The organism is Pseudomonas pseudonitroreducens (assembly GCF_021603645.1).
In the GTDB taxonomy this organism is placed as follows: domain Bacteria; phylum Pseudomonadota; class Gammaproteobacteria; order Pseudomonadales; family Pseudomonadaceae; genus Pseudomonas; species Pseudomonas pseudonitroreducens.
In genome coordinates, this window is record NZ_BQHJ01000003.1 from 150,598 (window position 1) to 163,439 (window position 12,842).

Below are 12,842 nucleotides of genomic sequence, written 5' to 3' on the forward strand. Positions count from 1 at the left end.
CGGCGGGCCATCCGTGCAGTCGGGTGACCGGCTGCACGGGGCAGCAGACAAGACCCGCGATTCGCTCCTGCAAAGGTGGCCAGCGCGGTGGGCAAAGACTCAACGAGGACGATAAACGAATGAGAACAACAAAGATCCTGCTGCACACGGGCGCACTGGCGCTCAGCCTCATCGCCTCCCAGGTGATGGCGGCCGTCTCTGCCGATGAAGCGGCCAAGCTCGGCACCACCCTGACCCCGATGGGCGCGGAAAAGGCCGGCAACGCCGACGGCAGCATCCCAGCCTGGACCGGTGGCCTGCCGAAGAACGCCGGCACCGCCGACAGCAAGGGCTTCCTCAGCGATCCGTTCGCCAGCGAGAAGCCGCTGTTCACCATCACCGCGCAGAACATGGACCAGTACAAGGACAAGCTGACCCCAGGCCAGCAGGCCATGTTCAAGCGCTACCCCGACACCTACAAGATGCCGGTGTACCCGTCGCACCGTACCGCCACCGTGCCGGCCAACGTGCTCGAGGCGACCAAGAAGAACGCCACCAGCACCAAGCTGCTGCAGGGCGGCAACGGCCTGGAGAACTTCCAGGTGGCCAACCCCTTCCCGATTCCGAAAGACGGCCTGGAAGTCATCTGGAACCACATCACCCGCTACCGCGGCGGCCATGTGCGTCGCCTGGTGACCCAGGCCACGCCGCAGGTCAACGGCTCCTACTCGCTGGTGTACTTCCAGGACGAATTCGTCTTCCGCACCGACCTGAAGGACTACGACGCCAGCAAGCCGAGCAACGTGCTGTTCTACTTCAAGCAACGCGTGACCGCGCCGGCACGTCTGGCCGGTAACGTGCTGCTGGTGCACGAGACCCTCGACCAGGTCAAGGAACCGCGTCTGGCCTGGCTCTACAACGCCGGCCAGCGCCGTGTGCGCCGTGCCCCGCAGGTCTCCTACGATGGCCCGGGTACCGCCGCCGACGGCCTGCGTACTTCCGACAACCTGGACATGTACAACGGTGCGCCGGACCGCTACGACTGGAAACTGGTGGGCAAGCAGGAACTGTACATCCCGTACAACAACTACAAGATGGACGATCCGAAGCTGAAGTATTCGGACATCATCAAGCCCGGCCACCTCAACCAGGACCTGTCCCGCTACGAACTGCACCGTGTGTGGCACGTAGTTGCCACCCTGAAGCCGGGCGAGCGCCACATCTACGCCAAGCGTGACTTCTACATCGACGAGGACACCTGGCAGGCCGTGGCCATCGACCACTACGACGGTCGTGGCACCCTGTGGCGCGTTGCCGAGGCGTTCAACCAGTACTACTACAACTACCAGGTACCGTGGTACACCGCGGAAACCCTGTATGACCTGCTGTCCGGTCGTTACCTGGTGCTGGGTCTGAAGAACGAGGAGAAATCCGCCTACGACTTCAACTACAGCGCTTCGGAAAGCGACTTCACCCCGGCAGCGCTTCGCCAGGAAGGCGTGCGCTGATCCCCCGATCCCCACGGGTGGTTCCGCGGTGAGAAAAGACCGGCCTTCGGGCCGGTTTTTTTATGGGAAATCATCCATCGGCTGAATGGAGGGTGGAATGTCGGGTGCCTTCCAGTCACGTTGTGAGCAAAGGTAACAAAATCGACTTCAAATCCCGCCCGCAAGGGGCTAGGCTCCGTCCACAGTGTGACCTTCGTCGATAGCTATAAGAGCTAGAGCAAGAGCCAGGCCAATGACCGACTTCTCGACTCTGCCAAGACTGACCGATGTTCCCCCCAGTACGGCTGGCAGCCGCTTCTTCCGGCCGCCGCTGCCGCATGGCCACGTTGCCCGTTCGCGCCTCTGCGAGCGCATGGCCGCGGGCCTGGAGGGACGGCTGATACTGGTGTCTGCACCGGCGGGGTTCGGCAAGAGCTCCCTCGCCATCGAGTTCTGCCAGACGCTGGAAGGCCAATGGCGCAGTCTGTGGCTGGGGCTCAGTGCAAGGGACAGCGACCCCGGGCGTTTCCTCGAACGCCTGCTCGAAGGCCTGCGCCTGCATTTCCCCACGCTCGGCGAAGAAGCCCTGGCCCTGCTGAAGATGCGCCAACGCCACCAGCCCTTCGCCTTCGAGGCCTGGCTCGACGACCTGCTCGATGAGCTGGTGGACAGCCTGTCGGTCGACCGCCCGTTGCTGCTGGTGCTGGACGACTACCACCTGGCCCAGGGCGCGGTGCTCGACCGCTGCCTGCAGTTCCTCCTCAATCACCAGCCCGCCGGTCTGGTCGTGCTGGTCACCAGCCGCCAACGGCCGGACTGGCACCTCGCACGCCTGCGCCTGTCGCGGCAGTTGCTGGAATTCACCGAGCAGGACCTGCGCCTGACCGTCGAGGAAACCGCGCAGCTGGTCAGCGCCAACGGCGCGCAACTCGACGACAACGCCCTTGATAACCTGGTCGAACGCAGCGAAGGCTGGATCGCCGGTCTGCGCCTGTGGCTGCTGGCCCATGGCGACGAACTGGCGGCCAACGTGCCGGATCTCTCCGTCCATGGCGCCGAGGAGCTGATTCGCGACTACCTGCTGGAAGAGGTGATCGACAAGCAGTCGCCGGAGGTTCAGGTATTCCTGGCCCAGACCGCGCGCTTCGAGCGCTTTTCTGCCGAGCTCTGCGATGCGCTGCGTGATTCCCACGACAGCGCCGCCATCCTGCGCCATCTGCAGCAGCATCAGGTGTTCCTGGTGCCGTTGGACGAGCAGGGGCAATGGTTCCGCTATCACCACCTGTTCTCCGACCTGCTGCTGGCGCGTCCGCTGCCTGGCTCCGGGCCTTCGGCCGCCGCGTTGCACCTGCGCGCGTGCCGCTGGTTCAGTGCCCTGGGGCTGTTCGACGATGCCGTGGAGCAGGCCTTGCGCGCCGGCCACCCGGAAGTCGCGGCGAGCCTGGTACAGAGTCTGTCCGAGGAGCAACTGCTGGCCGAGCAGAACGTCGCCACGCTGTTGCGCTGGAAGATGGACCTGCCCGACAGCCTGCTGGCCAGCACGCCGCGCCTCATCGTGCTGTACAGCTGGGCCCTGGCGCTGGCCTGCCAGCTGGATGCGGCGGAGGAGCTGGCAGCGCAATTGGCGCGCTTCCTGCCGGCCGCCGATCACGCCACCCAGCGCGATCTGCTGGCGCAATGGCAGGCGCTGGCGGGTGTGATTGCCCGTGGCCGCGGCGAGATCGAAGCAGCCGAGCGGCACTGCGAGGAGGCCATGCTCGGGCTCGGCCCGGAACGCTTCGGCCCGCGCCTGCTGTGCCTGTCGACCCTGAGCAACCTGGCCATCGTGCGTGACGACCTGTGGCGCGCCCGCGGGCTCAATCGGGAAGCCCTGGAGCTTGCGCAACGTTTCGGCAACCCGCTGTTCGAGGCCATGGTGCACTACGACCGTGCCCGCGTATTGCAGGCACGCGGCGAGGTGCTGCGGGCCGAGGAAGAGGTGCGTCAGGGCCTGGCGCGGCTATCCGGTCTGTCCTCCCAGCGCCGTTATGCGGTGCGTGGCCGGCTGATGCTGTACCAGGGGTACCTGAGCAGCCTTGCGCTGCAGCCGGACGAGGCGCGCAAATACCTCAAGGCCGGTATCGAGGAGGCCCGTGCCTGCCGCGATATCAGCCTGGTGATCGGTTTCTGCGTGCTGGCCAGCCTGGAAGGGCGGCTGGGCAATTACACCCGTGCCTTCGGCCACCTCGCCGAGGTCGAGCGGATGATGCATGTGTGGGACGTGCCGCCGGTGTACTACCTGTCGGCCATCACCCTGATCAAGTGCGAGCTCTGGCTGGGCCAGGGCCAGATCGAGCTGGCCAGCGCCTGGCTGGAGCGCCTGCGCGACACCTACACCGGTGACGAACCGGCCACCCCGCCGGAATGCTCGCCGCAACTGCCGCGCAACGTGGAGATGCTCCAGGCCCAACTGGAGCGCCGCGAAGGCCGCATGGCCGATGCCCAAGCGCGACTGCGCGCCGTGGCCAGCGGCGCCCTGCAAGGCGGTGCGCAGTTGCAGGCGCGCTTCGCCCAGGGCCAGTTGGTCGCTCTGTTGCTGCAGGACGGCCGCGAGCGCGAGGCGTCCTTCGAGTTGGGCGAATGCCTGAGCGGCCTGGCGGTCGGCTTGTTGATCCCCTTGCACGAAGTACTGCTGCAGCACCCGGAATGGTTGCGCGAACAACTGGCGGTAAGGGCTTCCGCGCCGGCGATCGATGCGCTGCGCGAGCGCCTGCCGGCCCTGCCGGAGCGTGGCGCGGTGCTCACCGACTGCCTGAGTGGTCGCGAGCTGGCGGTGCTGGAGCTGATCGCCCAGGGTTGTTCGAACCAGGAAATCAGCGAGCGCCTGTTCATCTCCCTGCACACCGTGAAGAGCCATGCCCGGCATATCAACGACAAGCTTGGCGTTGAGCGCCGCACCCAGGCGGTGGCGCGGGCGAAGGAGATGGGGCTGTTGCGCTAGGGCGCTGGCCAAACCTTCCGACGTCAACGGCTGGTGTAGGAGCGGACTCTGTCCGCGATTGGCCTGAGACGCCACAGCGGGTGGGAAGCGATCGCGGGCATGGCCCGCTCCTGCGAGATACATCTGCACTCGTGGCGGCCCTCACCCTAACCCTCTCCCAGGGGGAGAGGGGACCGTTCGGCGCAGAATCAAACCAAGGTGTCAGCCGGCACGGACGGCTCCCTCTCCCTCCGGGAGAGGGCTGGGGTGAGGGTGCCGAGCCGTGGGCTCCGATGCTGGGCTGATCTTCAGCTATCTAAACAGCGATCCGCTGGCTCCAGGCTCACATCCCCTTCTTCTCCACCTCTTCCGGCGCACTCAGATCCAGCCCCTTGGGCACTGCCTGCCCCTTGGCCGGCGCAGCCAACTGTCTTTGCACATCCGCCTGGATCGCCTGCAGCACCGGCAGCAGGTCGCGCATGTTCTCGCGCACTTCCGGATAAGCATGTTTCTGCGCCAGTTCGTCCACGCGCATCAGCAGTTGCACGCGCACTTCCGGTGGCAGGTGGATGAACAGCTCGGGCAATTGCTTGGCCAGTTCGGCGCTGTAGAGCACCAGGTCCTGGCGATCGAACTGCGCGGTCAGGCCGAGGTAGTCCAGCGCGCTGCTGGTCAGCATCGAGGCGGCGGCCTTGGCTTCCTGCATGCCCTGCAGGCGCACCGGATTGCGCTGCTCGCTCTGCGCCAGGGTCATCCAGAACTCCACCGTCAGGTTGAACAGGATCGCCTGTTCGCGCAGCGAGTAGCTCATCAGGCCCAGCGCCTCGGCGCCGTAGGGCTGCTTGGCGGCGCGGAAGTTGAAGTACAGGCGCATCAGCTCCTTGAGCTTGAACAGCACCTCGCGCGCCTCGTTCTGCCTCAGCTCCAGCGGGGCATAGATGTTCAGCTGCGGGCGGAAGTTCTCCTCGCTGACCATGCGCTGGTAGATCGGCCCGGTGAACTCGCCGCTGCGCCGGGGCAGGCCGTTGACCTGGGTTTCGTCGATCTTCTTCAGCGCGTCGATCAGCGCCTGGTAGTCGGCGCTGGTCCAGGTGCGCTGGATGTCGGGAATCTTCTGGCCCAGGTAATAGAGGTCGGCGGACAGGGCAGGGCGGCACAGGAACAGCAACAGGACGGCCAGCGGCCACAGCGAACGGCGAGTGAGGATCGGCACGAACGGGCTTTCCTTGCGCGAGGGCGGGTCGGGCTAGGTTAGCGGGGTGCAAGGCCTGCGTCATCCCGTGGCGTGCCTCGACACTACCTAGGTTGGGCGCGGTGGCATGGGCGCTGTGGTGTGATTGGGCTTTAGAACAACAAGCACGGGAGTCACTCGTCCATGACCGCCACATTGTCTGTGCAACCGCCGCTGGCCGAGGGCCTGGCCCGCTACGGTTTCGGCCCGCTGCCGCTGGCTGCGCTGAAGGCACGCTACGCCTCGCCCGAATCCGGTTCGAAGTTCATCCACGTCGACGGCTTCGACATCCACTACCGCGACGAAGGCCACCCGGACAAGCCGGTGCTGGTGATGGTCCACGGCGTGATGGCCTCGCTGCACACCTGGGACGGTTGGGTAGCCGAGCTGTCCGGGCACTTCCGCATCATCCGCCTCGACGTGCCCGGCTTCGGCCTTACCGGCGGTGGCCAGGACCGCGAGTACGACGGCGAGCGCCTGGTCAAGGTGTTCGGCCTGTTCCTCGACCGCCTGGACCTCAAGCAGGTGTCCATCGCCGGCAACTCGCTGGGCGGCTACATCGCCTGGAACTACGCGCTGGCCAATGCACACCGCGTCGAGCGGCTGATCCTCATCGACCCGGCCGGCTACTACATGCAGAAGGTCCCGCTGATGATCGCCAGCGCGGTGTTGCCCGGCGCCGGCATCATGATGCCGATGTGGATGCCGCGCGCCCTGGTGGCCCAGGGCATCAAGGAAGTCTACGGCGATGCGCGCAAGATCAAGCCGGGGGTGATCGACCGCTATTACGACATCAGCCGCCGGCCGGGCAATCGCCGCGCGATGATCGACATCTTCCGCGTGCTGGTGAAGGCCAACCGCGAGGAACTGCCCACCACTCCCAATCGCGTGGCTGCACTGAAGGTGCCGACCCTGCTGATGTGGGGCGAGCGCGACCGCTGGATCTCGCCGCGCCATGTACCGATGTGGCAGCGCGACGTGCCGGGCATCGAGGTGAAGGTCTATCCGGGCGTGGGGCATATCCCGATGGAGGAAATCCCCGAGGAATCGGCAGCGGATGCGCTGCGCTTCCTGCATGCCTGACTGTTGATCGCCCCAAGAAAAAGCCCGGCCAAGTGCCGGGCTTTTCGTTCTGCCGAATTGCTTTTCGAAGGGTGAATAACGCGTCAGCGTTATCCGCCATGCAACGGCCGGCGGATAACCTGTTCCAGGTTATGCGCCCTACGGTCCTGTCCAAGTGCTTTTCGTAGGATGGTGTGGAGCGAAGCGATACCCATCAGTTCCCGCGCGCCGACAGCATGGGTATCGCTACGCTCCACCCATCCTACGGGGAAGTTCGCAGTCAGTACTGGAAACAAAACCGCCCCGACAGGGCGGGGCGGTGTTCGAAGCGCGGCGCGGATCAGCCGGCGTGTGCCAGCGGCTGCGGGTCGTATTCCTTGCGCACCTCGTACAGCACGTCGAGGTTGTTGTGCTGCCAGGGGTGGAAGTCCGACTTGAAGAAGTCCAGGTACTCGCGCAGCAGCGGGCGGAACACGCCGTGCTTGCCCCAGGTCCACTTGATGCCGTCGCGCCAGACACGCCAGTTCCACAGCAGGCCGTCGACCTTGAGCATGTGCACCAGGCCACGGAAGGTATCCAGCACGAAGAAGAAGGTCGCCATGCGCATCGCCCGGCGCAGCAGCTTGCGGCTGCCACAGACCTGGTTGTAGACGTCGAAGGCCACCGCCTTGTGCTCGGTTTCCTCCAGTGCGTGCCAGCGCCACAGGCGCTGCATCACCGGGTCGGCGCCGTCCATGGTGCGCGGATCGGTCAGCAGCCCGTTGGCCATGATCGCGGTGATGTGCTCCAGCGCCGCGGTCGCGGCCAGTTGGCGGCGTGCCGGGAACTTCTTCTGGGTGAAGCGGATACGTGCCTGGGCGCGTTTCTCGATGGCGGTGACGTCGTAGCCCAGGTCGCGCAGGCGCTGGCTATAGGTCAGGTGCTCGCGGCTGTGATGGCCTTCCTGGCCGATAAAGCCACGGATCTGCTCCTTGAGCACCGGGTCGGTGATCTGGTCGCGGAACTGCCGCACCGAGTCGATGAAGAAGCGTTCGCCGTCGGGGAACAGCACCGACATGGCGTCGAACAGGTGGGACTTGAAGGCGTCTCCGCCGTGCCAGTGACGCGGCAGCGGATCAGGCAGATCGAAGTCCATGTGCCGGGGCTTGATCTCCAGTCCTGCGGGGGTGGTGCTGGCCATGGCGGCTCCAGTGTGGTGGTTGTCCATGGTCATTACTCTGGGCTTGTAGGGAAAGCGTCACAAGGTTATTGTCTGCCAACTTTCCGGTCATATCCGGCCAGCGGTCAACATAAGAAGAACGATGAAACAACCGCTCAATTTCACCGCCGAACTGGTGCCGGTCGCCTATGCGCAGGCGCTCCTCGATCTCGCCGAAGAGCTTGGCGTGCCGCGTGCGCGTCTGTTCGAGCTGGCCCGCGTGCGCCCCGAGGTACTGCAGAGCCCCAACGGTCGGTTGTCCTTCGTCGATTTCCACCAGCTGTCCAGCGCCGCCCTGGCGCACTGCAACGAACCCGCCTTCGGCCTGCTGCTGGGGCAGCGGCTGAACGTCTCCACCCACGGCATCCTCGGCTACGCGGTGCTGTCCAGCGCCAACCTCGAGCGCGCCATCGCCTTCGCCCTGAAGTACTACCGCGTGCTCGGCCTGGCCTACGATCTGGAGATGGTGGAAGACGGCGGCGTGTCCTACCTGCGTGCCAGCGAGTCGATCCCCCTCGGCCCGACCAGCCGCTTCGCCGCCGAGGGCCTGATGACCAGCCTGCACACCATCGCCCGCTTCCTGGTCGGCGAGCCGCTGCAGGGCGTCAGCGTTGGCTTTGCCTACGCCGAACCGGACTACGCCGAGCGCTACGCCGAGGTATTCGGCGGCGAGGTGCTGTTCGATCAACCGTTTCACTTCATCGGCCTGCCCAGCGAGTACCTGGCGCGGCCCATGGCGCTGGCCAACCCGGCCACGGTGCAGATGTGCGAGCAGCAGTGCGAGGCGCTGCTGGCCACGCTGGACGTGCAGGAAGGCCTGCTGACGCGCATCCGCCGCCTGCTGCTGGCGCGCCCCGGCGAGTTTCCCGACCTGGAGGCCGTGGCCGCCGACCTGCACACCAGCGGCCGCAGCCTGCGTCGACATCTTTCCAACCTGGGCACCACCTACCAGGAAGTGCTCGACGACGTGCGCAAGCGCCTGGCCCTGCAGTACCTCACCACCACGCACCTGCCGCTCTACGAAATCGCCCTGCTGCTGGGCTTCAACGACCCGTCGAACTTCCGCCGGGCGTTCCGCAAATGGACCGGCAAGCTGCCCACCGACTACCGCGAAGACTGAGCCCGAGCTGGGCACGGCTGCCAAGGGGCCGCCGTGCTGATGGCTGGGCTTCGCGGTGATCTCAGAAGCGATAGCCGACGTAGAGTTGCAGTGCATCGAAGGTGTCGTTGCCAAACACTTCGCGCGCCGCGGCCTTGGGTTTCACCCAGTTGTACGAGAGCGTGGCGAACAGCTGGGTACTCGCCGCCCAGTCCAGGTACAACGCGGCTTCATCGGCGAAGCGCCGGTCGCTGACGGGCTGACCGTAGTAGTTCTTTTCGTCCAGGGAGAACTGGTAGTACGCCGTGCCCGCGCTCAGGCCTGGGGCGATCTGGCCGGCCAGGCGCCACATGTGCACGCGCTCGTTGCTGTCGTTGAGCAGGTAGTTACCGACCACATCACCGATCACCCAGGAGCCGCGCTCGGTGTAGGCCTTGCTCAGCGGGTCCCAGCTCTTGCGGCGATTGTCACTCGGGTCGTCGTCGCCGGAGAACAGCGCATAGCGGTAAGTCAGCTGCGGCTGCAGGGGCAGGCTGGCGAAGCCGTAGTCCAGGCGCACGTACCAGGCGTGGGCGGAAAAATTCACCTGTTCGCCCTCGCCGGTCTGCAGGCCGTACTCGGCGCTGATCGCCAGTTCAGGCAGGGCATCGAAGCCGCCGTCGAGCCAGCGCAGGTTGTACACCTGCATGCCGTTGCGCGGGGCTATCTGGTTGGCCTGGCTGCTGACGTCGCTGACTTTCAGGGCCATCAGGCCGAGCTGGCCACGCAGGAAGGGGTAGTCGAGGTTGGCGCCGCTGAAGCGGGCTCCACCCAGGTCATCGTCGTTGCGCAGGCTGAAGGCCTGGCCGGATAGCGCGCCGCCACGATAGGCAAGGATGGCGCCATCGCGAAAGGCGGTGCGTGGGCCGGACCAGTACGCTCCTTCGCCGAGCAGGTCAAGGTTGCCGTCGGCGAGGATGAAGCCGGTACCAACGCGGAAGTTCTGGTTACCCAGGGTCAGGCGCCAGGGGCCGCGCTCGATGCCGATATAGAGTTCTTCCAGCGACGTCTTGCCGTCCGAGTTGCGGGTGTAACCGCCGGCGTCGCCGTCGCCGAAGGTATGCGCGGCGACCAGTGAGGCGCCGCCGACCAGGCGCAGGTCCTGGTCCAGCGTGTAGCGGAAGCTCGCTTCGGGTTTGAGGAAGGCTTCCTGCCAGACGGCCCGTTCGCCCTTCACCTCGCCGCTGCGATAGTCGCGCTGGCCGGCGCCGAAGTTGACGTTGTGGCTGTCGATGAAGGTGGCGCCGCTGCTCAGGCCGAAGTCCGCCTGCAGGTCGCCATTCTCGTAGTGGCTGTCGGCGTGGGCGAGGCTCGCCAGGGAGGCGAGCAGGAAGGTGGAGAAAGAACCCAGGTGTTGGTTGTTCATGAAGGAGCTCTGCGCTGTTGTTATTGGGATGGCAGGAGTTCAGGGCGCACTCGCTCGCGACGTGCCCGAAGGCACGCCGGAGACAGGTGCGAAGTTGTTATGCGAAGGGTCAGGCGCGGCGACGGGCCAGTGGCAGGATCGCCAGGAACGACAGTGCGCAGATGGCCGCGGAGACCTGCAGCAACAGGCTGAAGTTCTCCGTCTCGCCCAACAGCCAGGCCGCCAGCGAGGGGCCCACGGCGAGGCCGCCGCAGATCGCCAGGTTGGCCAGCACCACCAGCTTGCCGCCCTGGCGGTCGTAGTCGCTGATGGCCGCGAGGAGGAAGGGCAGGGCGAAGGTCCAGGCGAACTTGAAGGCGCAGGCCGCCAGCACGTAGCGCAGCAGCGAGACGTCACCGAGCAGGCCGATCAGGCTCGACGCCATCGCCAGGTAGCCCAGTGCGAGCAGCCATTGGCGCTGGCCACGGATGCCGATCCAGCTGGCCAGCGAGGCGCCCACCACTCCCAGCAGGGAGGCGCTGGCCAGCGCGCTGGAGCTGTCGGCGGCACTGATGCCCTGGGTCCGCGCGAGCTCGCCGACGAAGGTCCAGATGCCGGCGAGGCTGAGGTAGAACAGGAAGATCGCAGTCATGCCCAGGGCGATTTTCCCCAGCGCGGCGCGTGCCTGGCTGGGCGGCAGGGCTTCGGCCTGATGGTCGCTGCCCGCCGGCAGGGAGCGGATCAATGGCAGGCAGGCGGCGGTGAACAGGGCGATCAGCAGGAAGAAGCTGGCGACCCGCCAATGGCTGAACAGCCACGGCATGAATTGCAGGCTCAGCGCTGCCAGTACCAGTTGGCCGGTGACCCACAGGCCGAAGGCCCGCGCCGCGTTTGGCAAGGTGCCTGCGGTGCCCAGGCAAACCAGCACCAGCGCCGCTTCGGAGAACGCGGTGAGGAAACGCAGTGCCACCAGCAGTGGATAGGACGGTGCCGGGGTATTCATCAGCACGGCGCTGAGCAGGTTGCCGAGGAGGAACAAGGCGGCGGCTACCGCGGCGATCCGGCGCCAGTTGTAGCGGCGCATCCAGAAGTAGGTGGGGATGGTGGAGATCGCCATGGCCCCAGTTCCATGCTGAACAGGAAGCCGACCTGGCGATTGTCCAGGCCCAGTTCAGCGATGTACCGGCTGGCCAGGGCCGGTGCAGTGAGCAGAACCAGCGGGCCGATGGCGGAAAACAGCACCACCGCCAGCAGGCGCAGGCGCTGCTGCACCGGACTGAGCAGCAGGGGCGCGGTCAGGGTGCTCATGCTTCCACCTTTTGCTGGCGAGTGGGGAGCAATGGGCTGTCGTAGCGAGCACGCAGGTTGGCGATCCACTGCCGCTGGTGCTCGGCCAGTGCCTGCCCGGGCAAGGCGCGCATCGCCGCCAGGTGCGGGTCCTGGATGTCGCTGGCAATACCGCTGAGCGTCTCGATCACGGCCAGGCCGAAGTAGGGCACCGAGTTGGGCTCGTAGCCGCCTTCGTGGCACAGCACCAGGCGTCCGTCGCAGAGCTCGTCGGCCAGCGTCATCAGCTTCGCGGTCATGGCCCGGTAGGCATCGCTGTGGAGCATCATGCGTCCCAGCGGGTCGTGGGCACCGGCGTCGAAGCCGCAGGGCACCAGAATCAGTTGCGGGCGATGGGCGCGCAGGGCGGGCAGCACGATCTCGTCGAAGGCATGCAGGTAGGCTCCTTCGCCGCAGCCGGGCGGCAGTGGCACGTTGAGGTTGAAGCCGGTGCCGGCGCCGCCGCCCTGCTCGTCGACGAAGCCCGAGTCCTGTGGGTAGTTGCCGTCCTGATGCAGGGAGAGGGTCAGGACCCGTGGGTCTTCCCAGAAAATACTCTGCGCGCCGTTGCCGTGGTGCACGTCCCAATCGACCACGGCGATGCGTTCCAGGCCGTGCTCGACCATCGCCACCTGAGCGGCCAGCGCGGCATTGGCCAGCAGGCAGAAGCCGCGGCCGCGATCCGCTTCGGCGTGGTGGCCCGGCGGGCGTACCAGTGCGTAGGCATTGCGCGCGTCACCGCGCAGCACGTGTTTGACGGCCTGGATCACGCCACCGGCGGACAGCCGCGCGATGTCGTAGCTGCCGTGGCCAAAGGGCGTGTTGTCGCCGGCGTCGCCGCCGCGTCCCGCGCTGAGCTCCTGCAGGCGGGCGAGGTAGCGGGCGGTGTGCACCCGCAGCAGCTGCTCCTCGGTTGCGGCCACTGGCTTGACCGCCAGCAACTGTTCGGCCAGGCCGCTGACGTCCAGCAGGTTCCTCAGCCGGCGCTTGGTTTCCGCGTTTTCGAAATGCAGGCCGGGCTGGATGCCCAGGCCGGGGGCGAACAGGCCGGCATAATTGCCGGTGTCGTGCCACATGTAGTGTTCATGCCAGACGAATGCCGTGGTCATTGGCGTAA

The 12,842-nt window shown here is 66.2% G+C and carries 10 protein-coding genes; 4 read left to right on the top strand and 6 right to left on the bottom strand.

Annotated features, from left to right (window positions below; genetic code table 11):
* The first annotated feature begins 119 nt into the window (after positions 1 to 119).
* The gene (locus tag L6D89_RS08575; protein WP_236172881.1) at positions 120 to 1,487 is read left to right on the top strand and encodes a DUF1329 domain-containing protein; all 1,368 of its coding nucleotides are present in this window, start codon (positions 120 to 122) and stop codon (positions 1,485 to 1,487) included.
* Positions 1,488 to 1,719: 232 nt separating this feature from the next.
* Positions 1,720 to 4,446 carry a winged helix-turn-helix domain-containing protein gene (locus L6D89_RS08580; RefSeq protein ID WP_236199371.1) on the top strand — a complete coding sequence of 909 codons (2,727 nt, stop codon included), beginning with the start codon at positions 1,720 to 1,722 and terminating at the stop codon, positions 4,444 to 4,446.
* A gap of 322 nt (positions 4,447 to 4,768) precedes the next feature.
* Here the strand turns inward: L6D89_RS08580 and L6D89_RS08585 are convergent, their stop codons facing one another.
* Positions 4,769 to 5,638 carry a hypothetical protein gene (locus L6D89_RS08585; RefSeq protein ID WP_236199372.1) on the bottom strand — a complete coding sequence of 290 codons (870 nt, stop codon included), beginning with the start codon at positions 5,636 to 5,638 and terminating at the stop codon, positions 4,769 to 4,771.
* 162 nt (positions 5,639 to 5,800) lie between these two features.
* On the opposite strand from L6D89_RS08585, the gene L6D89_RS08590 reads away from it, so the two are divergent.
* Positions 5,801 to 6,739, top strand: coding sequence for an alpha/beta fold hydrolase (locus tag L6D89_RS08590; RefSeq protein WP_236199373.1), 939 nt, complete (start codon positions 5,801 to 5,803; stop codon positions 6,737 to 6,739).
* A 319-nt stretch (positions 6,740 to 7,058) separates the two neighbouring features.
* Here the strand turns inward: L6D89_RS08590 and L6D89_RS08595 are convergent, their stop codons facing one another.
* A complete protein-coding gene (locus L6D89_RS08595; RefSeq protein WP_236173004.1) occupies positions 7,059 to 7,898 on the bottom strand; it encodes a metal-dependent hydrolase in 840 nt (279 codons plus the stop codon).
* 121 nt (positions 7,899 to 8,019) lie between these two features.
* Here L6D89_RS08595 and L6D89_RS08600 point away from each other — a divergent pair, with 121 nt between their 5' ends.
* Complete coding sequence (locus tag L6D89_RS08600) at positions 8,020 to 9,036, top strand: AraC family transcriptional regulator (RefSeq protein WP_236172877.1); 1,017 nt, start codon at positions 8,020 to 8,022, stop codon at positions 9,034 to 9,036.
* Between the two features lie 61 nt (positions 9,037 to 9,097).
* On the opposite strand, the gene L6D89_RS08605 is transcribed toward L6D89_RS08600, so the two are convergent.
* The 4 genes from L6D89_RS08605 to L6D89_RS08620 all read right to left on the bottom strand — a co-directional run bounded on the left by L6D89_RS08605 (position 9,098) and on the right by L6D89_RS08620 (position 12,834).
* Entirely contained in the window at positions 9,098 to 10,420 is a 1,323-nt protein-coding gene (locus tag L6D89_RS08605; RefSeq protein WP_236199374.1) for an alginate export family protein, read from the bottom strand.
* 109 nt (positions 10,421 to 10,529) lie between these two features.
* Complete coding sequence (locus L6D89_RS08610) at positions 10,530 to 11,516, bottom strand: MFS transporter (RefSeq protein ID WP_236199375.1); 987 nt, start codon at positions 11,514 to 11,516, stop codon at positions 10,530 to 10,532.
* Positions 11,447 to 11,707, bottom strand: a complete 261-nt coding sequence (locus L6D89_RS08615; RefSeq protein ID WP_236199376.1) for a hypothetical protein — start codon at positions 11,705 to 11,707, stop codon at positions 11,447 to 11,449. The genes L6D89_RS08610 and L6D89_RS08615 overlap by 70 nt, the downstream gene beginning before the upstream one ends.
* Positions 11,704 to 12,834: a class II histone deacetylase gene (locus tag L6D89_RS08620; RefSeq protein ID WP_236199377.1), complete on the bottom strand. Its 1,131-nt coding sequence runs from the start codon at positions 12,832 to 12,834 to the stop codon at positions 11,704 to 11,706. Before L6D89_RS08620 ends, L6D89_RS08615 begins: the two co-directional genes overlap by 4 nt.
* Positions 12,835 to 12,842 lie beyond the last annotated feature (8 nt).